Annotated in this window: 21 protein-coding genes; 8 read left to right on the forward strand and 13 right to left on the reverse strand. The window is 65.4% G+C overall.

The features are described from left to right. Window positions 1-69 precede the first annotated feature (69 nt). The gene (locus B5X69_RS17995) at window positions 70-2,322 is read right to left on the reverse strand and encodes a TonB-dependent receptor plug domain-containing protein (RefSeq protein ID WP_079639949.1); all 2,253 of its coding nucleotides are present in this window, start codon (window positions 2,320-2,322) and stop codon (window positions 70-72) included. Window positions 2,323-2,579: 257 nt separating this feature from the next. Between B5X69_RS17995 and B5X69_RS18000 the strand changes: the two genes are divergently transcribed. Further along, entirely contained in the window at window positions 2,580-3,236 is a 657-nt protein-coding gene (locus B5X69_RS18000) for a TetR/AcrR family transcriptional regulator (RefSeq protein WP_079639950.1), read from the forward strand. Between the two features lie 51 nt (window positions 3,237-3,287). On the opposite strand, the gene B5X69_RS18005 is transcribed toward B5X69_RS18000, so the two are convergent. From B5X69_RS18005 to B5X69_RS18060, 12 genes are all read right to left on the reverse strand, one after another. Further along, complete coding sequence (locus B5X69_RS18005) at window positions 3,288-4,721, reverse strand: amidohydrolase family protein (RefSeq protein ID WP_079639951.1); 1,434 nt, start codon at window positions 4,719-4,721, stop codon at window positions 3,288-3,290. Between the two features lie 22 nt (window positions 4,722-4,743). Beyond that, window positions 4,744-5,478, reverse strand: a complete 735-nt coding sequence (locus tag B5X69_RS18010; RefSeq protein WP_079639952.1) for an SDR family NAD(P)-dependent oxidoreductase — start codon at window positions 5,476-5,478, stop codon at window positions 4,744-4,746. Between the two features lie 9 nt (window positions 5,479-5,487). Continuing rightward, complete coding sequence (locus B5X69_RS18015) at window positions 5,488-5,835, reverse strand: putative quinol monooxygenase (protein WP_079639953.1); 348 nt, start codon at window positions 5,833-5,835, stop codon at window positions 5,488-5,490. Then, window positions 5,832-6,155: a putative quinol monooxygenase gene (locus B5X69_RS21605; protein ID WP_176141669.1), complete on the reverse strand. Its 324-nt coding sequence runs from the start codon at window positions 6,153-6,155 to the stop codon at window positions 5,832-5,834. Before B5X69_RS21605 ends, B5X69_RS18015 begins: the two co-directional genes overlap by 4 nt. 61 nt (window positions 6,156-6,216) lie before the next feature. Continuing rightward, complete coding sequence (locus B5X69_RS18025; RefSeq protein WP_079639955.1) at window positions 6,217-8,547, reverse strand: TonB-dependent receptor; 2,331 nt, start codon at window positions 8,545-8,547, stop codon at window positions 6,217-6,219. Between the two features lie 37 nt (window positions 8,548-8,584). Then, window positions 8,585-9,334 carry an SDR family oxidoreductase gene (locus B5X69_RS18030; RefSeq protein ID WP_079639956.1) on the reverse strand — a complete coding sequence of 250 codons (750 nt, stop codon included), beginning with the start codon at window positions 9,332-9,334 and terminating at the stop codon, window positions 8,585-8,587. 4 nt (window positions 9,335-9,338) lie between these two features. Continuing rightward, window positions 9,339-10,034: a VOC family protein gene (locus tag B5X69_RS18035; RefSeq protein ID WP_079639957.1), complete on the reverse strand. Its 696-nt coding sequence runs from the start codon at window positions 10,032-10,034 to the stop codon at window positions 9,339-9,341. Between the two features lie 12 nt (window positions 10,035-10,046). Further along, window positions 10,047-10,871, reverse strand: coding sequence for an alpha/beta hydrolase (locus tag B5X69_RS18040; protein ID WP_079639958.1), 825 nt, complete (start codon window positions 10,869-10,871; stop codon window positions 10,047-10,049). A 1-nt stretch (window position 10,872) separates the two neighbouring features. Beyond that, complete coding sequence (locus tag B5X69_RS18045; protein WP_079639959.1) at window positions 10,873-12,057, reverse strand: alpha-hydroxy acid oxidase; 1,185 nt, start codon at window positions 12,055-12,057, stop codon at window positions 10,873-10,875. A 2-nt stretch (window positions 12,058-12,059) separates the two neighbouring features. Beyond that, window positions 12,060-12,989, reverse strand: coding sequence for a 3,5-dioxohexanoate:acetyl-CoA acetone transferase (kce, locus tag B5X69_RS18050; RefSeq protein WP_281250955.1), 930 nt, complete (start codon window positions 12,987-12,989; stop codon window positions 12,060-12,062). Beyond that, window positions 12,986-13,564, reverse strand: a complete 579-nt coding sequence (locus tag B5X69_RS18055; protein ID WP_176141670.1) for an RNA polymerase sigma factor — start codon at window positions 13,562-13,564, stop codon at window positions 12,986-12,988. The genes kce and B5X69_RS18055 overlap by 4 nt, the downstream gene beginning before the upstream one ends. Then, the gene (locus B5X69_RS18060; RefSeq protein ID WP_176141671.1) at window positions 13,561-14,442 is read right to left on the reverse strand and encodes a glutathione S-transferase family protein; all 882 of its coding nucleotides are present in this window, start codon (window positions 14,440-14,442) and stop codon (window positions 13,561-13,563) included. The genes B5X69_RS18055 and B5X69_RS18060 overlap by 4 nt, the downstream gene beginning before the upstream one ends. A gap of 237 nt (window positions 14,443-14,679) precedes the next feature. Here B5X69_RS18060 and B5X69_RS18065 point away from each other — a divergent pair, with 237 nt between their 5' ends. The 7 genes from B5X69_RS18065 (at window position 14,680) to B5X69_RS18095 (ending at window position 23,124) form a co-directional block, all read left to right on the forward strand. Further along, a complete protein-coding gene (locus B5X69_RS18065; protein ID WP_176141672.1) occupies window positions 14,680-15,348 on the forward strand; it encodes a TetR/AcrR family transcriptional regulator in 669 nt (222 codons plus the stop codon). Window positions 15,349-15,412: 64 nt separating this feature from the next. Further along, window positions 15,413-17,110, forward strand: coding sequence for a GMC family oxidoreductase (locus B5X69_RS18070; RefSeq protein ID WP_079639964.1), 1,698 nt, complete (start codon window positions 15,413-15,415; stop codon window positions 17,108-17,110). Continuing rightward, window positions 17,107-17,859, forward strand: coding sequence for an SDR family NAD(P)-dependent oxidoreductase (locus B5X69_RS18075; RefSeq protein ID WP_079639965.1), 753 nt, complete (start codon window positions 17,107-17,109; stop codon window positions 17,857-17,859). The genes B5X69_RS18070 and B5X69_RS18075 overlap by 4 nt, the downstream gene beginning before the upstream one ends. Window positions 17,860-17,946: 87 nt before the next feature. Then, window positions 17,947-18,714: an SDR family NAD(P)-dependent oxidoreductase gene (locus tag B5X69_RS18080; protein ID WP_079639966.1), complete on the forward strand. Its 768-nt coding sequence runs from the start codon at window positions 17,947-17,949 to the stop codon at window positions 18,712-18,714. Window positions 18,715-18,782: 68 nt separating this feature from the next. Beyond that, window positions 18,783-21,116 carry a TonB-dependent receptor gene (locus B5X69_RS18085; RefSeq protein WP_079639967.1) on the forward strand — a complete coding sequence of 778 codons (2,334 nt, stop codon included), beginning with the start codon at window positions 18,783-18,785 and terminating at the stop codon, window positions 21,114-21,116. An 8-nt stretch (window positions 21,117-21,124) separates the two neighbouring features. Continuing rightward, entirely contained in the window at window positions 21,125-22,360 is a 1,236-nt protein-coding gene (locus B5X69_RS18090; RefSeq protein ID WP_079639968.1) for an MFS transporter, read from the forward strand. Beyond that, a complete protein-coding gene (locus B5X69_RS18095; RefSeq protein WP_079639969.1) occupies window positions 22,357-23,124 on the forward strand; it encodes an NIPSNAP family protein in 768 nt (255 codons plus the stop codon). Before B5X69_RS18090 ends, B5X69_RS18095 begins: the two co-directional genes overlap by 4 nt. Window positions 23,125-23,454: the final 330 nt, after the last annotated feature.

Here is a 23,454-nt window from a genome sequence, read left to right on the forward strand (position 1 = left end):
TCGATTCCCTGATCAGCCTTCTTCTTCATCAGACTTGTCCTTCCTATGACAAGTCTAACCCAATTTCCCTCATCCCCCGTTCACGAGGAAGAGCCCGGCCCCAAGTTGGTGGGCATAGGCCAGCTCGAAATCCCAGCCCCGGATCTTCAAGCTGGAGACATTGACCGGAACGGTGTCGATGGACACGATCGCCTGATTGGCGTCGCGGTTGATATACTGGCAGTAAAAGGTCTGTCCCGCGTTGCAGAGCGCTAGTTCCTGCGCCGCGGTCAGTGAAGCGATCGCCCCTTTGACAGCAATCTGGTAATAATCGACCGAGAGCTGCAGACCAGGAACGAAGTCGGGAGAGTAGACGACGCCCGCTGTGATCGTGTCGGCACGCTCGGGTTCGAGCGCGGGATTGCCGGCCTGGTTGGTGAATTGCTGATAGGTCTGATTGGTGACCGAATCGAACACCGGCTGCTGCCGGATGACGCCGCCCGAAAAGAGATCGTCCAGCGTCGGCGCGCGAATGTCGCGCGAAATCGTCCCGCGGATGCGCAGGCTGTCAAATACCTGGTCGGTCAGGCCCACTTTCCACGTCATTACCGTGCCGCTGGTGCTGTAATCGGTGACGCGTGCCGCAGCGTTGAGATCGAGCTTCTGCAACAGCGGCACGTCGCGTACGATTGGCACCGCGACTTCCGCAAATGCTTCCTTGACGTCGCGTTGGCCCGAGAAGGGCTGGAAATTCTGCACCGCATAAGCTCGGGCCAGCGAAAGATCGTCTTGCGTCGCGAACGCCTGGTTTTTGATGTAGTCCGCGCCGACGGCCAGCGAAAGATCGCCGGCCGGCAGCGTCAACAGCGTGCCCGAGGCATCGATCGAGATGACGTCGAGCTTCACCACTGAACGCTGGAAGGCAGTGCCGTGCGTATAGGCTATAGTCTCCGCCGAAACGGGGCCCGTGCCGAACGGGTCATAGGGAACGCATCCGTTGGTCGGGGCCGTCAGCGTCGATCGGCACACGATACTGCCGGTGTCTGGATCGCGAACAGCATCGACCGCCTTCAGGAAATTGGCGATGATCGTGTCGTTGTCGGCGTAGAGCTTGGATTTCACCTCCCCGTGCGTGTAATAAGCGTGCCACTGCCACGTGGAGCCCAATCGCCCGTCGACGCCCACGACCGCGCGCCACACGTCGCGCGAGTTGCGGGACGTCGGCGGCCCCATGTTGACCGCATTCTTGCCGAGGTTGAACGAGGTCTGGCCTGCATCCACAAGTTGAGTCCTTACAGCAGGGTCGAGAAAGGGATTGTCTACGCTGATCGACAGGTTCCCTGGCCGCGTAAAATACAGGTACCCATCCTCGTTATAGTTCGACTTTCCATAAAAGCCCTCGACGTAGGCCGTAAGGTTGGGACTCAGTTCATAGTCGAGGTGTGCGAACGCGTTGGCGTAGTTAAGCGGCGTCGAGATCGAACGCGCGAGGCCAATCGATTGATCGACGTCGCCGCCGTACTGGACCAGGCCGGATTGGTTGCCGAAATCATAAGGGGCCGGGGTTCCGTCCGGCCCGACGAACTGCGTCCCGCGCAGCGGACCCGAGGTGATTACCCCGCCAGGTGAAATATTCGCCGTGCCGACATTGCTCACGGTAATCTGGCGCGGTTGGCCGTTTCCGGCTACGAAAGCCGGATTGTTCACCACCGCGCGGCTCTTGAACCAGTCTCGCGAGCGAAGATCGACGCCATCCGACTGGTTGAAATAATCGAACTCAGCTACCAGGTGGCCCTTGCCTGACGCGAAGCCTGTTCCCGCGGTCAGATTGGCCTTGACGTAACCGGCATCGCCGCGCTGCGTGAAGCCGGTTTCGCCGTTGATCCCGATGCCTTCGTAGTTTCGATCGAGGATAAAGTTGACAACGCCGGCGACGGCGTCCGAACCCCAGGCGGCGGAAGCGCCGCCCGTCACGACCTCCACACGCTTGATGAGACCCAATGGCAAGGTGACGGTGTCCACCCCTCCGCCCGAAGTCGCCTCGACCACGCGTCTATTGTCGAGCAGCACGAGCGTGCGGGTCGGGCCAAGATTGCGCAGGTTGAGAAATTCAGTGCCGCCGCCGGCGACTTGGATCGCGGGATTCTTGGCCGACGTGGTGACCCCGAAAGAGGGGAGCTGGTTGAGATATTGCGCGATGGTGGGGGCGGCCTGTCGCTTGATCTCCGTATCGCCGACCACCGTAACCGGCGTAGGCTGCTGGAAGCCGCTGTTCGCAATGCGCGACCCGGTCACGATGATATCCGCGGTGTCGATCGCGTCGGCGGCAGGATCAGGTTGCAAGTCCGGGGATTCACCGGGCTCAGTAGTTGGACCAATGCCCTGCGATCCTCGCGCTTCGACCGGGGGTTCTTGCGCTGGAGGTCCAGGCCAGTGCGATCGCTATCGCCACGGCCGACGGGCGAACCCGGAATTCTGTCATCGTCCTCTCCTCCGATTGATCTGTTATCGGCGCAACCTATCCACGTTTATCCACTAACCATCAAGGTTCACTGTTTTTGAATTTGGAGGCGTCAGCCCGGGATGATAGCGACACGGGGATGAGCATAAGGCAGACACCACGCGGATCAGCGCCGGCGAAACAGCGCATTCCGCAATCGGTCCGTACGGCGACCACGCGGCTCCGCCTTATCGAAGGCGCGATTTCAGCGCTGCACGACCGGGGCTACGCCGCGGCGAGCACGACGGAAATCCTGCGCCGTACCAAGTTGAGTACGGGGACCATGCTCCACCATTTTCCTACCAAGGTGGACTTGATGCTGGCTGCTGCGATGCATATCTTCGATCTGCAGACGGCTCGCTACACCGCGGAGCTTGCCTTGATAGAAGATCCGCGGGACCGGTTTATCGGCATCACCGAGATCGCCTGGCGTGCGTTGCGCGAGCCAACGGGAATGGCGTTGCTGGAAATCCTCATGGCCACTCGAAGCGATCCGGAACTGGGCCGCCGCTTTCTCGACGTCGGCAGTAAGATCGAGCAATTTCACGAAGACTCGATGTGGGACATGGCTCAGGAAATCGGGCTGACGGATCGCCAAGCTTTGAAGCAAATGATCGACGTGGTTCTCGGCGCAATGCGTGGATTATCGATCCAACTGCTCTTTTCAAAAACACCGGAGCGAGTCGAAAGCGCAATGAAGATGCTGATCGACTGGAAATCCGAGTGGCTTTCGCGGGTTTTGCCCACGGAAAGTTAACGGGTGATCGGAGGGTCGCCGTCGGCCTGCCACCGTCGAGGACAACTCGGTCTAATTCCAGAAGCGGGTGAGTTCTGGAAATTCCCGTCCCAGACTGTCGTGCGTGTCGCAGAAGAGGTCGGGCTTATAGCCGTGCGCTGCGAACAAATATGTTTGGGTCGCGGTGACCAGCGACATCAGCTTTCCCTGATCGAGGCCACGAATCTGTCCATGACGTTTGCAAAAACGTCCGCCGATGAGGACGCTGTCGATGTTGCCCCGGTCGGCGCCCTGCACGACGGCGCCGAAAGCGTTGCTGACGGGATGGAGATTGATATCGGTGGCCCGGATCATGATCAGATCGGCCTGTTTCCCCGGGACAAGCGATCCGCACCGGTCGTCAAGGCCTGCGCAGCGCGCCCCGTCGATCGTTGCGGCCTTCAGCACCTGGCGGATGGTCAAGGGTGGTACGCCCTTCGCTCCGCCAAAACGGTCGCGCTGGGCCATCGCGCGCTGGAGAAAGAATTCCGTGCGCATCTCGCCGAACATGTCGCCGCTGTAGGATGTCTCATTGTCGATGCTGAAGCCCGGCTCGAGACCCGCATCGAGCGCGGCTTGGAAAGCCCTCATGCCGCCGTCGCCGATGCCGTATTGCGCGTCGGAGCGCGGACAGACATTGGTCCGGACGCCTGCCTCGCAAAGCAGCGCAAGCACATCGGCGGGAAGCGCGGTGATGTGGTTGAAAATATTGTCAGGGCCAAGCTCTCCGTCCGCCGCCAGCTTCCGGATGGCATCCGCCAGCTCCGGCGCCGGGATTTCGCTTACGATCGGAAGACCCATCGCGCGGGCCTGCGCCCAGACGTCGGGTAGCAATTGCGCCATGAGTCCGAGCTCGACGAGGCGCTCCGGCGTCTCGGGACCGAGGCGCGTGGCGAGCTCGGCTAGGCGGTGCGCGGGCCACCCGGCCTCGTCCCATGCGCCGGTAAGCGGGGGCCCCGGCGCAAAGAGGGCGCGGACGCCCGAATGCTGCCAGGCGGCAAGTCCGGCAGCAGCATGATCGTCGCTGCGGGCGTTGTGACAATTGTCGATGAAGGTGGTGATGCCGGTGTCGATGCCCGAGATCGCGGTAAGGAGCGTTCCGGCATAGATGTCGATCGGGCGGTAATGCGGCCCGAAGGTGAAATGCGTCGCGCAGCAATAGTCGAGGAGGTTCGACGAGTTGGGGTTGAGATGGCGCAGCGGCGCTTCCCAGGCGTGACGATGGCAGTCGACGAAGCCGGGGATCAGGATCATGCCGCTGACATCGACGATCTCGGCGTCGTCGCAGCGCAGCGATGCACCGATCGCGGCGATGCGGCTGCCTTCGATCAATATGTCGCCTTCGGCAAGATCGCCGACCTGTTCGTCCATGCTGATGATGGTGCCGCCCTTGAGCAGCAGCGGCCTATCGTCCACTGCGACCAGCGGTTCGAGCGGACGGACCGCATTGTCGATTGAGAAGGGCATCGCTGTCTCCCTGACTCCACTGCTAGGTGCAGCCGAGGCCGCCGTCCACCACCAGCTCGGCGCCAGTGACGAAGGCAGCATCGTCCGATGCGAGAAAGCGCACGACCCTGGCAATGTCGTCGGGCTGGGCGAGGCGCTTCAGCGGGGTGAGTTCGGCCAGCATCGCCTTAAATTCCGTCGGGTTGAGAGCGAATAGCCGGGTATCGACCGGCCCCGGGTATACCGAGTTGACGCGGATGCCCAATTGGGCGAGCTCGACGACGGCGACGCGCGACAGGCCACGGACCGCCCATTTCGACGCCGAATAGATGGCCTGGTTCGGCGCCGGCCGAAAGGCCGCGAGCGACGCGATGTTGACGATCGCACCGCCGCCCGCCTTCTGCATCGACGGGGCGGCGCATTTCATGCCGAGCAGCACGCCGAGCTGGTTGACCCGTGTCACCCGGTCGAACTCCTCGACGGTGCCTTCGGCAAGCGCGGCGTGCACGAAGGCACCGGCATTGTTCACCAATATGTCAATCGGGCCAAAGGCACTCTCGGTCTGGGCGATCGCGCTCAGCCAGCTCTCCTCCGAGGTGACGTCGTGCGCTATATATCGCGCATCTTTGCCGATCTCGACCGCGACAGTGGCGCCTTCATCCGCAATATCCGCCACGATGACCTTCGCGCCAGATACGGCGAACGACAGCGCTTGGGCGCGGCCCATCCCATTGGCCGCGCCGGTGATAAAAGCGGTTTTTCCGTCCAGTCGCGCCATGTCTGGCTCCTATCGGACCGACAGGCTGTAGTCGGCCCGGATCTGCTCCCACTCCGCGAACTGCCGTTCCTCCGCCTGGATTTCGGCCAGCCGCGCCGAATAGGGTTCCCGATAATCGCGGGAGAGATCTTCGGCGAGAAAGCGGGCGCGGCTCTTCCATGTTTCGAAGAGGTAGAAACGGCCGGAGACAGCAGGGTCGCGACAAAGCGTCGTCGAGACGAAATTTGCCTCGTGGCGCATCCGGTCGATCACCTCCGACACGATCGTCACGAACTCGTCGGCATGCTCGGGCCTGATCGAAAAGGTGACGCAGAGCACCCAATGGCCTTGAGGCTCGACTGCTTTGGCGCCGCTCATCCGGGAACTGCCGAGGCGACGCCATAGACGAGCACGGCGCGGCCGGAGATATCCAGTCCCGCGAACCGCTGCAGCATCGCCATATTTTCGGCCCCGTAGCGGCTGGCATCGAGCGAAGCCATATCGGTCCAGAGCTCGGTCAGGTGGAACAGATTGCGCTCGATGATATCCTCGGCGACGCTGAATTTCAGACAGCCTGCGCGCGTGACCGACTGGGCGACCACCTCGCGCACCAGCGCGAGATAGGCATCGCGATCTGCTTCCGATACGCGCGCCGATCCTTCAACGATGATTCCGGCTTTTGGCGAAATATCGGTCACGCGGACATTCCTTCTTTCCTTGCCACCGGCCGGACCTTGGCCCGGCCGGAGAATCGACGGCTCAGATCTTGAACCCGAGCCGGAAGCCGTAAGTGACTGGCATCCCCGTCGTGCGTGAATAAGTATCGGTGAGCTTGGCGATGTTGTTCCAGTAGAGCGTGTTGGTGACGTTGCGCCCCCAGATCTCGGCTTTCCAGCGTCCGTCGGCAGCTTCGATGCCGGCGCGCAGGTCGAGCGTACCATAATCCTTGAGGATGAATTGGGGGAGCCGCCCGAACCCGGCTTGCGCTTTGGTGCGATAGCGCCCGTTCGCGCCGACGAAGCCGTTCAGCGATCCCGACAGTGGGAAGTCATACTGGATGTCCGCGTTCGTCTGCCACTTCGGTGTATTTGGGAAGGATTCGCCGCGAATGTCGGCAAGCTGGCCCGACGGGTTGCTGAGGATTAGCGAGCTTGTCACCTTCGAATCGACATAGGTGAGGCCCGTCGTGATCCTGAGGCCAGCCGCCGGGCGCAGCGTCAGCTCGAGCTCGGCGCCGGTCACTTCGGATTTCGGGATGTTGACCAGCTTCGGCAGGTTGCCGAAGATCGTTTGGAGCAGCCCGAGTACCTGCTTGTCGCTATAGTCATAATAGAAGACCGCGCCCGACAGCTGGACCGCCTGTCCGACGAGCGCGGTACGGAACCCCGCCTCATAGGCGAGCAGCGCTTCCTGCCGCGCCGGGTCGAGCACGGACACGTCGGAAGCCGAGATAGTCGGGAAGCTGCCGCCCTTATAGCCCTGGGTGACGTTCGCGTAGAGCAGCGAGTCTTCGCCGGGCTTCCAGCTCAGGCCGACGCGCCACGACAGATTGTCCTCGTGCAGCGGAATCTCATAGATCGGGAGGCGCTGCGCGTTGGCAGCATCGATCGTACCGCATTGTCCGGGGCCCGTGACGGGTGGAATGCCCACGAATGAGCCAAGCACGTTGAACACCTGGTACGATGATCCGTCGGTATCGAAGGTACAGCCGCGGAACACACGCTTTTCGTCGGTGTAGCGCAGCGATCCCTGGACGGTCAGCGTGTCGGTCAGCTTGAAATCAAGGCTGCCGAACGCGGCCCAGGTATCGACCTCTTGCGTGTTGCTCAGGCGGAAGTCTTGGATGTCGAAACCGAAGATCGTGTCGTTGGTCGCGGTATAGGGATTTTGCGCATCGCCGATCGTCTCATTGTCGACGATCTCGGCATATTGATAGCTGCCCCCGATCATCCACGACAGGCGTTCTTCGGCGGCGCTTCCGGCAAGGCGAAGTTCCTGGTTGAAGGTCTCGAGCTTGCCCTTCTTGAAGATCTGGAGGCTCGGGAAATTGACCCCGTCGGGGTCGTTGGCGGCGTCGATCTTGTAATTCGAATAGGCCGTGATCGAATAGAGCGTCGCGGTGTCGCTCAGGTCGGCCTCTCCGCGCAGCGCAAGTTGGTAATAGCTGTCGTCGCGCTTCAGCCGGCCGTCGAGCGCCGCATTCCATTCGGCGGCGCGCGCATTGCGCGGAGCCAACGGATAGACCGACAGCACGGGTTCGGGAAGCGGGTTCGACGGCGGCACTTGTGTGGGCTGATAGCCGAAGAATTGCGCCGCCTGCGTGTCGGAGGTGTCGCGCCAGCCGTTGATGTTGAATTCGAGGCGGACGCTGTCGCTGGGGTTCCAGTCGAGGAGCAGGCGCCCGGTCGTGAAATGCCGCTCGCCAAGGGTGGCGTCCCGCGTATAGCTTTTCTGCCAGTCGCTGCTCTGCTCGGTGCGCACCGCGAGGCGCGCGCCGAGCGTTTCGGAGAGCGGACCGCTGATATAGGCTTGTGCTTCGATGCTGGTGAAGCGGCCGATGCTGACATCGCCGCCGGCTTCGAAACGGTCCTTCGGCTTGGCGGCGATATAGTTGATCGCACCGCCGGTCGAATTTTGTCCGAACAACGTACCTTGCGGACCCTTCAGCACCTCGACGCGTTCGAGATCGAGCGCCGCACCCGCTGCCATCGGCGAAAACGGCATCGGCACCTGGTCGACGTAGATGCTCACCGTCGGAGCGACGCCGAGCGCGGTATCGAGAAAGCCGACACCGCGGATGGTATAGACCGGCACGCCGTAGGAGCTTCGCTGGTAGGTGAAGCCCGGTACGAGCTTTTCGAGATCACCGGGCGAAAAGACACCCTCCGACTCGAGTTGTTCGCCGGTCGCGACGGTAATCGAGATCGGTACGTCGCTGAGCTTTTCCGAGCGCCGCTGGGCCGTGACGATGATTTCGTTCCCCCTCGCCGCCTCTTGTGGAGCCTGTGTGGTGCTTTCGCCCATTTGCGCTTGCGCGGCGGCACTCCAGCTCGCGGAAGCCATCAGAACCAGTATCATTGCCTTTTTCATAGTCGCTCTCCCCTCATATTATTTTGAAAGTCTTGGGTCAGTCGATCTCCCGCAGCGCCTGGGCCTCGACGACGCGCTCGATGAAGCCGGGGAGCGGGCCGCTAAACAGCCGCGCGATCGCCTTGGCCGGCACTTCGACCGGCTGCATCGCGTCTCTGGGCATCTGGCGGATCGCGTTGTCGACGTGCGAGGCCTTGATCGCGTCCTGCATGCCGGTGGCGGTCACGCCGGGGCGAACCGCGAGCACGACGAGGTCGGGGCGCTCGGCGGCCAGCGTCGCGCTCAGCCGCTCGAGCCCCGCCTTGCTCGCGGCATAGGCGCTCCAGCCCGCATGTTCTGCGGCGGCGGCGCCCGAGGACAGGTTGGCGATCACGCCGCCCCGCGCGAGGCGCGGAAGAGCTGCGCGCAGCACATGAAAGCCGCCAACCAGATTGACCGTGATGCAATGCGCCCAGGCGGCGGGATCGCTGTCCTCAACTCGGTCGATCGGGTCGATGACACCGGCATTGTTGACGATTCCGGCAAGCGTCTCGCCCGGTTGGAGCGCAGCGTCGATACCGTCTCGCAAGCCCTCCCAATCGGCCACGTCGGCCGCGATGCAGCGCACGGTGCGTCCACGGCGCTCTGCTACTTTGGCCCGCGTGTCGGCAAGGCTGGCCAGTGAGCGACCCAGCAGAAGCGGCTCGACGCCGCCGTCGGCAAGCGCGACGGTGATCGCGGCACCGAGACCGCGAGCCGCCCCGGTAACGAGCACCGGTCCGGCCGGGCGCGCGTCGGTCGGGTCCATTGCGTCAGAGTGCCGGAACAGCGGGCGGGGCCGAGCTGTCGTTCATTGCACTCAGTTGCGCGTCGGGCATCGTCAGCATCGCCTTATACGCCTCGGGCGGATAGGCCATGTGCGGCTTTGACGGATCGAAGGGTGGTTGAGGTACCGGCCCGTCCGTCGCGACAAATGCGGGCGGATTCACGTAACGTTCGAGCTCCTCGGGCGAAATGCCGGCGAGTTCGACGACCTCCTTTTCAATCCAGACCTTCGGATCGATCGCAGTGGCTGAGGTCGAGACTTCGAGGTTGAGGCCTTCAAGCCCGGCAAAATAGATCGACTTGCACATGCCGTGATCGATCGGGCCGAAGGTCGGGATGCCGCGCGAGCGGATGCGATCGCGCATCGCGAGCAAATCTTCGTCACTGTCGACGTTGAAGGCGAAATGCTGGAGCGTGCCCGGCGCGCAGAAATGGCCGGGCGTGCGCGAATGCGTCACGTCGAGCGTCGCAGGTATCTTCGCAACGTCGGGATGAAAGACCAGCGCGAAGGTCGACGAGGCGCTGAGTTCGAGAAACGCGTGCCACGCACCTTCAGTGCCGTGCATCCAGTAAAAGCCGACGAGCTTCGCGCCGAGCACGTCGGTGAAATATTCGATCTGGTCCTTCATGCGCGCGGTGGTGACCGCGATATGGTGCATGCCGTTGGGGCGGAGAGCCGCCATGGGAAATTCCTTTCAGTCTTGGAGGATGGGAGCGACCCAGTCTTCGACGAGGTCGGAGAAAACTTCGGTGTTGAACAGCATCAGCTGGTGCTTGCCGCCGGGGATGAGCTCCCAGCGCACCGGCCCGGCGATCGCCTTGGCGGCCTGTTCGACGAGCGCTACCGGGGTCATCTCGTCGTCGGCGCCATAGGTGTAGAGGATCGGCTTGACGTTTGCCTCGGGTGGGATCACCGGGTCGTAGGCGAACATGCTCACCAGCGAGGCGAAGTCGTAGCTCTCGAGGTTTAGGTGATCGAAGCGGCGCTGGTCGGCGGCCCCGGGGAAGCCGTAATCCTTCTCGAAATCGATCGCGCGCATGATGTCGAAGCGCAAGGTGCGGCCGAGCGACTTCGCGACCGCGGCGACTTCGGGCGCGCGCCAGGGATGGGTCTTCGGCATCGCCGGGCCGCCCGGGACGACCGCCGAGCCCATCAGCACCGCGCCGGCGATCGCGTCCGAATGGAGCGCGCTATAGGCAGCGGCGACGCCGAGGCTCGATCCGACGGTGATGACCTTGAGGCCCGTTTCGCGTTTGATATGCTCGGCGACGGCGATGCAGGCATCGACCCATTCGGGAAAGTCGAACTGGCCGCGCGGCCGGGTGTTCGTCGATAAGCCGTGGCCCGGCGCGTCATAGGCCCAGACTTCGGCGCCGCGGCCGCCATGATGGTGACCGAACTTATTGTAGATCCCCGAATGCGCGCCGATGCCGTGGCTGATCAGCAGCGCGTAGCGGGGATTTTCGGCCTTGAAACGACGCGTGAAGATGTCGCCGATCGTGCGAAACTCGATTTGCATATCAAAGTCCTTTCGTGGAAGTCGCGGCGCGCTCCGAAGGCGCAGGCAGCAGATGGCGCTCGCCGATATCGGCAATGGAGGCGCAGCCCATCAGCGCCATGGTGCGCACGAGTTCGCCCTGAAGGAGGGCAATGGCGCGCTCGACCCCCGCCTGCCCGCCGGCGGCGAGTCCGTAGAGATAGGCCCTGCCGATCGAGCAGGCGTCGGCGCCGAGCGCGAGGGCTTTTACAATGTCGGTGCCGCGCCGGATCCCCCCGTCTATGATCAGTTCCAGCGCGGCACCGACGCGGTCGCGGATTGAGCGAAGCATCTCGACCGGCGCTGGCGCGTGATCGAGCTGGCGTCCCCCGTGGTTCGAGATCATCGCCGCATCAGCGCCGCAGTCGCGCGCGCGGGCGGCATCGGCGGGCGAGAGGATACCCTTGATGACCAGCTTGCCGTCCCAGCGCGCGCGCAGCCATTCGACGTCCGCCCAGGTCACGCTGCGGTCGAACTGGCTGTTCACATAATCGATGAGCCCCATCGCGCCGCCGCCGAGCGCGTCGACGCGGTGCGCGACATTGGCGAGGCGGAATTCGGGATGGGTGAGGAGCCGGAGCGCCCAGCCGGGATGCGAGGCGAAGCTGAACAGGCTGCCCGGTCCGAAACGCGGCGGCATCACCATGCCGGTGCGATGATCGCGCTCGCGGTTCCCCGCGACCGCCATGTCGACCGTCAGGCACAGCGCGTCGTAGCGGGCCGCCTTGCAGCGCTCGACGAACTCGAGCGTCAGCCCGCGATCCTTGAGGATATAGAGCTGGAACATCTTAGGCGACGCGATGGTCGCCGCGACCTCTTCGAGCGAGGTCGTGCCGAGCGTTGAGAGCGAATAGAGCGTCCCCGCCTTTTCCGCCGCGCGCGCGACGCCAAGCTCCTTGTCGTGATGGAACAGCCGCGACATGCCGGTCGGCGCGAGAAAGAAGGGGAGCGCGAGCCGGCAGCCGAGCAAGGCGGTGCCGGTGTCGATCCTGCTCACGTCGACCAGGCATTCGGGGAGGAGCCGCCAGTCGTCAAACGCCGCGCGGTTGTGCCGCAGCGTGGTTTCGTCGTCCGATCCGCCGTCGATATAGTGGAACATCGGCGCGGGCAGGCGGCGCATCGCCGCCCGGCGCAGATCGTCGATGTTGAGGCTGCGGGCGAGCGACATGGCTAGAACCCCACCCGGTCGCCGCCCTTGAGCGCGAGGATCGCGCGCGCCTCGGCGGGGGTTGCGGGTTCGAGCCCGAGGCCTTCGATGATCGTGCGGACGCGCACGACCTGTTCGGCGTTTGACTTCGCCAATCGACCCGCGCCGATCCAGAGCGAATCCTCGAGCCCGACGCGGACATGGCCGCCCATCGCCGCCGCCATCGCCGCGACGCGCATCTGCGCCTGGCCGGCGGCGAGCACGGACCAGCGATATTGATCGCCGAACAGCCGGTCGGCGGTGCGCTTCATGTGCAGCACCTCGTCGGGATGCGCGCCGATGCCGCCGAGCAGGCCGAAGCAGCTCTGGATGAAAAGCGGCGCCTCGACGCGCCCTTCGCGCCAGAAATAATGGAGATTATGAAGGTGCGCGGTGTCGTAGCATTCGAACTCGTAGCGCGCGCCGGTCGCGTTCAGCGTGTCGAGCGCATAGCCGATGTCCTTGAAGCTGTTGCGGAAGACGAGATCGTCGCTGTCCTCGAGCATCGGCCGTTCCCAGTCGAAGCGGAACTCCTTGTAGCGCTTCAGCATCGGGAAGAGGCCGAAGTTCATCGAGCCCATGTTGATGCTCGCGACCTCGGGCCGCCAGCGCTCGGCCGGCCGCACGCGCTCCTCGACGGACATATAGGGCGAGCCGCCGGTGGTCAGGTTGACGACGACATCGGACGCCTGCCTGATCCGCTTGAGGATCGGCTCGAACGCCTCGGGCGTCTGATCGGGGCGGCCGTCCGCGGGATTGCGCGCATGGAGATGGACGATCGCCGCGCCCGCCTCGGCGGCTTCGAGCGCCGAGGCCGCGATCTCCTCGGCGGTGACCGGCAGGTGCGGCGACATCGAGGGCGTGTGGATCGATCCCGTCACCGCGCAACTGATGATGACCTTGCCCGCCGTCACGCCGCCTGCTCCAGGACGAAGGCAGGGGCCTGCGCCGCCTGTTTCCGCAGGCGCTGGCGCCGGACCTGTTCCGCGAGATGGCCGTGCGCGCTGCGCAGGCATTTTTCGACGAGGCTGACCGACAGGCCGAAATGCGCCGCGATGTCGCGGTGCCGCAGATGCTCGATCCGGTGCATCACGAACATGCGCTGGGTGCGCGTCTCGAGATCGGCAAGGGCCTGCGAAACGAGCGCGACGTCCTGGCGACCCGCGAGAATGCGCTCGGGGGTGATCGGATCGACGAGCAGGGCATCCGCCGCGCCGTCGATCGGCGCGGTCGGCCGGCGGCGCGCCGCCTTCGCGGTATCGCGCAGCAGGTTGGCGGCGGCCTTTGTCAGGAAGGCGCCCGGGTTCGCGATGTCCTCGATCCGCGGATAGGCCGCAAGGCGCGCGAAAACCTCCTGCGTCAGATCCTCGGCGACCGCCGCCGGGCAGCCGCGCCGCCGGAAGAAGCGTTCGAGGCGCGCGCGATGGTCGCGGCTGAGCCGCGCGAGGCGCTCGCTCGCAATCAGGGGAAGGGCGCGAGGTCCCGTCACGTGCATTGCCCTTCGGCCGCGAGGCCGCACAGGTCGACCAGCCGCCGCCCTTCGGCTTCGAGCCGCGCCTGGTGATCGGCGACCATCGGACGCAGCATGTCGGGAAGCGCGACTTCGTCGGCCCAGCCGGGACGCGCCATCAGCCGGTCGTACCAGCGGGCGAGGGCGGGATGGCGCGCGAGCGGATAGCCGGCGATCCGGAGACGGTTCGCATAGACGAACCAGGCAATGTCGACGATCGAGACCTGCCCGCCGAGAAGACAGGGCTTGTCCGCCAAACGGTCTTCGAGATCGGCGAACGCGGCGGCAAAGGCCGCGACCGAGCGGCGGGCCTCGGCGTCGGGGACGCGCCGTTCGCCATAGCTTTCCCAATAGGCGATTTCGGCCGCCTTGTGGGTGTCGGCCTCGCCGCCGACCGTCGCGGCGCCGAAGGCGCGGTAGCGCGCCAGCACCTCGGGCGATTTCGGCGCGACGGGCGGCTCGAACAGGAAACGGAAGGTGACGTTGCGGATGTCGACGTGAAGATCGTCCTCGCGGGCCAGCATCTCCTCCGCGAGATCGCGCTTTTCGACGGGAATCAGGCGCGGCTCGGGAAAGCGCTCCTCGAGGTGGAGGAGAATGTCGTTGCTCTCGATATGAACCGCACCGTCGTCGACCAGCGCCGGGACGAGCCCGCGCGGATTGATGCCGAGATAATAGTCCGAAATATTCTCGTTCGTCGCGAGATTGACCGGGTGCGGCTGCCACGCGACGCCTTTCTCGGCCAGAAAGAGGCGAACCTTCTGCGAGCAGGAGGACAGCGGCGCGTGGAACAGGTGCAGTCCCTGCCAGCCGAGTATTTCGCGCGTGCGCACTTCGCTTTCGAGCAGCTTGACCATCGATCCTCCCCGTTCCGCCGCCGCGGAGGGGAGCTTGGGTCGTCCGGAATCCGGAATGCCCTGGTCTCTCTCTCCTCGACTCGCTGAATAATCCCTCGTAAATAGATTGAATGTCAATATTGAATGATATGTCATTTATGTAAAAATGGGCATATGGGATTGCCGAGGCCTTTGACTTGCCGGGAAACCGTGCCTAGTCGCAGGGTTTCAGGATGGCGGCGGGAGCGACGGGGCGCGATGGACAAGGACGAAAAGCCGAACCGCAACGTGCGCCGCCGGCGCCGGACGCGCGAATTGATCCTGCACGCGGCCGACAGCGTGTTCCGCGCCAAGGGCGTCGACAATGCGACCGTCAACGACATCACCGACGCGGCCGACGTCGCCTATGGCACTTTCTACAATCATTTCCGCTCGATGGACGAAATCGTCGAGGCGCGCGCCGAGCTGTCGATCCAGCGCGTGTCGGAATTCACCGACCCGCTCCTGAAGCACGCCGGGCGCGTCGAACTCCTCCCCTGCATCGGCGCGCGCATCATCATGCGCGTGCTGATCGCCGACCCGGCGATGCGCTGGATGGTCGAGCGGCCCTATGTCTTCGTCGACGAGATCAGCAAGGTCGCGGCGCCGATGATGCGCGGCGCCGAGGCGCAGGCGGTTGCCGACGGACGGCTGAAGCCGGTCGGCGGGCATGAATGCTGGCTGCGCATGTATCCCTGGCTGTTGCTCGCCGAGATCCAGGAAGCGCTGAAGAGCGGCGACATTTTCTTCCACGAGGAGCAGTTCGCCTATGTCAGCCTGCGCTTCCTCGGCATCGACGACGCGCTCGCCGTGTCGCTGGTCGGGGAATCGCGGGATCTCGTCGGCGATGCCGCGCTGAACCTCGGGCCGGGTGCGTCCGCCTCCTAGCGAAGAAAAAATGCGGGTTCCCCGCGCTGCGTCGTCTTAGGGGCCGGAAGGAAAGAACCGGCCCATGGACCATGACTATCATGACTATATCGTCGTCGGCGCCGGAGCGGCGGGGTGCGTCGTCGCGGCGCGGCTGTCCGAACGCCGCGACTGCCGCGTGCTGCTCGTCGAGGCCGGCGCGGATATCGTGCCCGAACCGGCGAGCATCCGCAGCCCCTATCCGGTTTCGCATGCCGTGTCCGCCTATCGCTGGCCGGGCCTCGCCGCGCGGATCAAGGCGCCGCGTCCCGGTCAGCCCGCGCCGCCCCCCGCCCCCTATCTCCAGCCGCGCATCATGGGTGGCGGCGGCAGCCTGATGGGGATGTTCGCCTTTCGCGGCCTTCCCGCCGATTATGATGAATGGGAAGGCGCCGGGGCGGCCGGCTGGGGCTGGGACGGCGTTCTGCCCGCCTTCCGGCGGATCGAGCGCGACCTCGATTTCGGCGGTCCGCTCCACGGTCAGGCGGGACCGGTCCCGGTTCGGCGCCACCGCCGCGAGCAATGGTCGCCCTTTTCGCAGGCTGTCGGCCGGGCGTTCGAGGAGGATGGCTATTCCTTCGTCGCCGACGCCAACGGCGATTTCGCGGACGGCCACCTCGCGGTCCCGGCGAGCAATCTGCCCGACCGGCGGGTGTCGTCGGCCGCCATGCTCGACGAGGCGGCGCGCGCGCGTCCCAACCTGACGATCCTCGCCGACAGCGAGGTGCAGCGGCTGCTGGTGTCTGAGCGGAGGATCGTCGGCGTCGCGCTGATGCGCCGGGGCGAGCCGGCGGAGCTGCGCGCGCGGCGCGTGGTCCTGTGCGCGGGGGCGATCGGGACGCCGCAACTGCTGCTCCGGTCGGGCATCGGCCCGGCCTCGGACCTCGCCGGGGCCGGGATCACCCCTGTCCACAACCTGGAAGGGGTCGGCCGCAACCTCGCCAATCATCCGGCCATCTATCTCTCCGCGCTGGTTCCCCGCGGTGCGCGGCAGCGCCGCGGCGCCCTGTTCCACAACGGCCTGCGCTATTCGTCGCGGCTTCCCGGCTGCCCCGCGCACGACATGTTCATGCCGGTGATCAACCGCACCGCGTGGCATGCGCTCGGCGACCGGGTGACCGCGCTCGGCGCCTGCGTGTACAAGCCCTTCTCGCGCGGGCGCATCGGCCTCTCCCGCGTTGGCGGGCGGCTCGTCGCCGATATCGACCTCGCCCTGTTCGCCGACGGCCGCGACCTCGATCGCATGATCGAGGGCACGCGCCGTATCTTCCGCTATCTGACGAGGGCTTCCGAACTCGTGACCGGCCTCGTCGTCTTCGCGCCGACCAACGCCCGGCTCACCGCGCGGCTCGCCGAGCCTAAGGCGATCAATGCGATCGTCGCGCGCGTGGCGGGGGCGGCGCTCGACGGCCCCGCTTTCCTTCGGCGCCGCGCACTGCGGAATGCCGGCATCGATCCGGCGCCCTTGTTCGACGACGAAGCCGGGCTTGCCGACTTCGTCTATCGGTACGCCGCGCCGATGTACCACCCGGCGGGAAGCTGCCGGCTCGGCGCGGACGGCGATCCGGCCGCCGTGGTCGATCCGCGCTGCCGGGTGATCGGGCTCGACGGCCTGTCGATCGCCGACGCCTCGATCATGCCCGCCCTCGTCCGCGGCAACACCAATCTGCCGACGATGATGATCGGCGAGAAGGCGGCGGCGATGCTTCGCGAAGATGATGCGCAGTCGGGAGCACGGTCATGAGCGCGCCGCTCGCGGGAAAGGTCGTTGTCGTCACCGGCGCCGAATCCGGGATCGGCCGCGCGATCGCCACGGTCTGCGCGGTCCAGGGCGCGCGCCTCTGCATCGCCGGGATCGACGCCGAGCGGCTCGCCGAGACCGAGGCGCTGATCGCCGCCGGGGGCGAAGCGCCGCTCGCCGTTCCGACCGACATCACCGATCCCGACGCCATCGACCGGCTCTATGCCGCGATCGACGCGCGTCATGGCCGGCTCGACGGCGTCGTCGCGAACGCCGGGATCATCCTCCACAGCGGCCCGATGCACGAGACGTCGCTCGACGACTGGGACCGCACCATCGCGACCAATTTGCGCGGCACCTTCCTGACGCTGCGCGCCGGCGCGCGCTATCTCGTCGAACAGGGCGAGGGCGGCAGCCTTCTCGCGACGGGATCGTCGACCGCCGTCCGTCCCGCCGCGGGCGGTGCGGCCTATATCGCCTCGAAGGGCGCGGTCCATGCGCTGATGCGCGCGGTGGTGTCGGAACTCGGGCCGCACGGCATACGCGTCAACCTGATCGTCCCCGGACAGACCGCGACCCCGCCGCTCCAGCGCATCCCGGGCTTCCTCGAACAGGCGGCGGCGAAGCTGCCCCTGGGACGCGTCGCCGAACCCGAGGAGATCGCGCGGCTCGTCGCCTTCGCGTTGAGTGACGCCGCGCCGTCGATGACCGGCGCGCTGCTGACGGTGGACTCGGGCCGCACCACCTCTTGACGACGTTCAATAATTGAATAGTATGTCATTAATGACGAATCATACATAAAAGACTCGGAGCATGTTTCCGGGCGGGGAGGATCAGCGATGCAGGCGGTACAGTCCCTGGCGGGCAAGAGCTTCGTCATCACCGGCGCGGGGTCCGGTATCGGGCATGCCATTGCGCTCGCCTGCGCAGAGGCCGGCGCCAATCTGTGCCTTGCCGGCCGCAATCTTTCCAAGCTGGAAGACGCCGCGGGGCGTGCCCGTGCCGATGGGGCGGCGGGCGATATCCTGGTCGCCGCGACCGACATCGCCTCCACCGAATCGGTCGCGGCGATGTACGCGGCGGCGCTGGACCGGTTCGGGACGCTCGACGGACTGGTCGCGAACGCCGGCGTGATGGCGCCGAGCCCGCCGGTGCAGGATTTCGACGAGGCCGCTTTTCGCCAGGCGATCGACGTCAACCTGCTGGGGACCGCGCGAACCGTGGCGCAGGGTGCGAAGATCCTTGTCGAACAGGGGCGCGGCGGCACGATCCTCGCGACCGGGTCGTCGCTGGTCTACCGCTCGGGGCCCTTCATGTCGGCCTATGTCACATCGAAGGCGGCCGTCCACGGCTTCATGAACACCGTCGCGCTCGACCTTGCGCCGCACCGGATCCGCGTGAACCTGCTCGTTCCGGGAACGTCGAGCACGCCGCCGCTCCAGGCGATGGAGGGCTTTCTCGAGCGCGCCGCCGCAGCGACGCCGCTCGGCGAGGTCGTGTCGCCCGACGAGCTGGGGCGCTTCGCCGTCTTCCTGCTCGGCGACGCGGTTCCGCACATGACGGGCGCCGCGCTGGTCGTCGATTCGGGCAAATCGATCGCGGCCTGAGAGGCGCGAAGAACGCGAAGAAAGAGCCGGCAAAAAGGTCCGGCCATCGGATAAAGGGGAGGAATGGCATGAAGACGATATACCGCCGGCTTGGTGTGACCACCGCATTGGCGCTTGTTTCGGGATTGGGCGGCGTGTCCGCGGCAGAGGCGCAGGAGGCCGCTCCGCTGGCCGGCGAGGCCCGCGACGGCGACATCATCGTGATGGCGCAGAAGCGCGCCGAAAGCGTGCGCGACGTCCCGCTCGCGATCAGTGCGTTCAGCGGCGAAACGCTTGAGGACGCCAACGTCACCCAGTTGTTCGACGTGCAGCGGCTCGCGCCGAGCCTGCGTATCGACCTCGGCGCGCGCGCCGACAAGCCGCGCATCGTGATCCGCGGCATCGGCTCTTCGGGCGGCACCGCGATCGAGCCGAGCGTCGCCACCTTCATGGACGGCGTCTATATCCCGCGCGAGGGCGCGACCTTGGCAACCTATCTCGACATCGACGCGGTCGAGATCCTGCGCGGGCCGCAGGGCACGCTGTTCGGCCGCAACGCCTCGGTCGGGGCGATCAGCCTGCGCTCGGCGGCGCCGCGCTTCGAGAACAGCGGCAAGCTCACCGCCGAATATGGCACCGGCAACCGCTTCAAGCTCGGCGGCTATCTCAATGTCGCCGACGGCGACAAGTTCGCGGTCCGCGTCGCGGCGCAGGGCGAGAATTTCGAGGGGCTGTACCGCAACGCGCTGACCGGGGGCCGCGTCGGCGGCGTCAACAGCTTCGCCGGGCGGGTCAGCCTGCGCGCGCGCTTCTCGGAACAGGTCGAGGATACGCTGCGCGTCGGCTACAGCCAGCGTCGGGGCAATGATTATTTCACGCCCTATCTGCTGATGCCCGATACCTTCCCGTCTGCCGCCGGTCGGGCAACCTATCTCGCGCGCTTCGCGGGGATCGGCAGCAACAATGTCGACCTCACGCCGTTCGACCGCACGATCAATCAATATGTCGACGATCTGCTCGACGAGAAGCAGCTCCAGATCTCGAACGAACTCGCCTTCACGACGGACGGCGATTTCCAGATCAAGCTGATCAGCGGCGTCAACCGCTGGGAGGTCAACCAGCGCGGCCATCACGTCTTCGGCGCCGAGACGCCGACCGGCATCCAGTATCAGCATTCGCGCAGCACCTCGCACCAGGAGGAATTGCAGTTCATCACCCCCGACGATTTCCTGATGCCCGGGCTGAGCGCGGTCGCCGGCCTCTATTATTTCGAGGAGGATCTGGTGATCGACGAGGATTTCCAGATCGCGCGCGACGGCTGCAACCTGCTGTTCGCGGGCAATCCGGCGCTCGGCACCTGCCTCGCGGGATCGAATTCGCGCGCGACCGACGTCAATTACGACCAGACGACCGACAGCATCGCCGCCTATGCGCAGCTCACCTACAAGCTCGCGCCGACGCTCGACCTGACGCTCGGCACGCGCTGGTCGCAGGACAAGAAGGACGCGCTGTTCGATGCGCGGCCGGTGCAGGCGATCGGCGCGATCTTCACGGGGACCGAGACGACCCCGCTGGCGCTCAAGCAGTCGCGCGTGACCTGGCGCGCCAATCTGGCCTGGAAGCCGACCGACGATGCCATGTTGTTCGCGAGCTATACGACGGGCTTCAAGTCGGGCGGCTTCAATTCGGCGGCGTCGAACGTCGTCCTCGGCCAGACGCGTGAGGTGCGGCCCGAGACGGTCAAGAGCTACGAGATCGGCGCCAAGACATCGTGGCTCGACAATGCGCTGCAACTCGATGTCGTGCTGTACCAGATGGACATCAAGGACTTCCAGGACCGCGCCTTCACCGGCGTGACCTTCGCGGTCCGCAATGCCGGGGGCGTGCGCAACCGCGGCGTCGAGACGGACATCTCGATCCGCCCGGCGGACTGGTTCCGCCTGTCGGGCGGGGTCGCCTATCTCGACTCCGAATTCACGTCCTATCCCGGCGCCTCGGCGCTGCCCGGCCTGCCGGGAACGCAGGACCTGAAAGGCACCCGGCCGACCTTCACGCCCAAATGGAGCGGCACGCTCGGCGCCGAATTCAACGGCGATCTCGGTTCGGGCATGCGCTGGCTGCTGCGCGGCGACATGAATTTCACGAGCAAGGCCAATATCGGCGGCGTCAACGACAATAATCCCGACACGGTGCAGGATGGCTATGCGCTGTTCAGCGCCCGCGCGACGCTCTCCGGACCCGACGATCGCTGGTCGATCTCGCTCTTCGGCGCGAATCTGACCGACAAGGGCTATTGCACCTCCTATGCCTATCAGCCGTTCGGTGCGCTGATCGGCGCGCAGGCAGGCGGGCATGCGGCGCTCCGCTGCAACGTCGTCGGCACGCCGCGGACCTTCGGCGTCGCGGCAAGCTTCGGCTTCTGACACGCCGTATGGCGGACGAGGCTGATCATGCCGGACTGGCGAGGGAAGGGCGGCTGGCCGAGCTCAAACGATCGTGGCGCGTGTTGCTGATCTGCAGCCTCGGCGGTTCGGTCGGCGCCGCTGCCTTCCCGCTCTTCCTCGTGCCGGTGATCGGCCTCCGGCTCGAAGCGCAGTTCGGCTGGAGCCGGCTCGACACGAGTTCGCTCACCTCGATCGCCTTTCTCGGCGGAGCGTTGGGGGCTCCCATCGCCGGCTGGTTCGGTGACCGCCGGTCGATGAAAGGACCCGTCATCGCCTCGATGGCCGCGGTCGGCGCGATGCTGATCCTCGCGAGCTTCGCGCCGCGCGATGTCGCCGCATGGCAGGCGGGTATCTTCGTCTTCATGCTGCTCGGCGCGGGGACGCTGTCGGCCTCCTTCTGCAAGATCATCTGCGAATATTTCGATGCGATGCGCGGACTCGCGCTCGGCATCACCATCGGGTCGGTCAGCTTCATGAGCGCGGCCCTGTTGCCCTGGTTCGGCGCGCTGATCGACCGGGTCGGGACCGGCGAGTTCCTGCTTCGCGCCGGCGCCGTCTATTTCGTGGCGATCCTACCGCTGCTTCTCTGGCTGTTGCCCGGCACCAGGCCCGCCGGCGCGGCAAGCGCCGAAGCGGAGCGGGGAGCGGATGGCGAGACCCCAAAGGTTCCGCCGCGCGCCTTGTGGTTGCTCGGCACCGCGGGCGTATTGCTCTCGGTGATCACCGGATCGGCGGCGCATCTCGCGGCGGTCGCGGCGGACGGCGGGCATATCGATCCGGCGCTCGTCGGGTCGGTCTTCGCCGCCGGGGTGATGGTCTCGCGGCCGGCGGCGGGATTTCTGATCGATCTGGTCGACGCGCGGCGCGTCGGAGCCGCCGCCGCGGCGCTGGCTGCGGCGGGGCTCGCCCTGACCGCGCTGTCCGGGGACAGCTATGTCCTCCTTGCCGCGCTGCTTCTGGCGGCGGCGGTCGGCTCCGAGTTCGATGTCGTCGCCTATCTCGCCTCGCATTATGTCGCGCCCGGCCGGTTCGGGCGGCTGTTCGGCTGGATGTATGCCGGCATGCTCGTCGCCGCTGCGGCCGGGCCGCTGTTCATCGCGGTGCAGCGCGACGTCTTCGGCGCGTATCGCATCCCCTTTCTGTCGGCGGCCGTTCTCGCCGGGCTCGCTTGCGCGATCCTGGCGTCGCTGCCACGTTATCATTCGAACGGGAGCAGATCATGATCTTGGAACGACGCGCCTATGAGGTCGATGCCGGGCAGGAAAGGGAGTTCTGGGCGGTCCAGCGCGACTGGTACTGGCCGCCCGAGATCGGCGACTTCTTCAACCATCTCGTCGGCTATTTCGAAACGACCGAGCTCGGCGCGAAGCAGATTGTCCACCTTTACCGCTATGCCTCGCTCGCCGACTGGGAAGGCCGCTATCAGGCCCTCTACAAGCGTTTTCCGCCGCATCTCTTCGGCGTCGTGCGCAGCCTGCTCTCGGCCCAGGAAAACAGCTTCATGGCGCCCGCGCCGATCGATCTGCCGAATATAGCCGATCTCGATCGGTCGGCGGGACCGCCCGCGGGCTATCCGCTTTACGGGAAGGCGCCGCCCGAGGGGCTGATCGTGCAGGAGACCGTCACCGATTTTCTTCCGGGCGGCTTGTTCATCCATTGGGACGCGATCCGGGAATTGCCCGGGGCATCGGCGATTCTCGGCCATAATCTGATCGGCATGTTCCATTCGACGACCGGCCGGCTGCATCGCAAATATGAATATCGCTGGTTCGAAAGCCGCGATGCCGCGATCGCGCACGAAATCGAGATGGCGCAGGACACCGCTGCCGCCGGCGTGGCCGAAAAGAGCCTGCCGCATCAGGCGGGCCGCTCGGTGCGGTATCTGAAGCCCGCGCCGTTTCGCTGGCTGCGCCCGCTTTTCGAACCCATGGACTGGGAGCATTTCGAGGCGCGCGATCAGAGCGCGAGACGTATCCAAACATGGTAATCGGCCCGAGGCGCCCGGCTGCAAATCCGGACTGACGAACCCAAGCCGCTGTTCGTCCGGCTAGATACAGGTCGTCGCTGGCCTGCATGGAAGGGCGAGCGCCGGGATTTCGATGGAGGATGCGGCCATCTTTCCTGCCTGACGCGGCAGGAAGGGAAAGGGACGGAATATTTCGCCCCCAAAATTCCGTGCAGGATCGCGCCTTGCATGGAGAGCGTTTTGCCGGATGAAAAATATCGGCTCTTCCTCGTGAACGGGGGATGAGGGAAATTGGGTTAGACTTGTCATAGGAAGGACAAGTCTGATGAAGAAGAAGGCTGATCAGGGAAT

The organism is Sphingopyxis flava (assembly GCF_900168005.1).
Classification (GTDB): domain Bacteria; phylum Pseudomonadota; class Alphaproteobacteria; order Sphingomonadales; family Sphingomonadaceae; genus Sphingopyxis; species Sphingopyxis flava.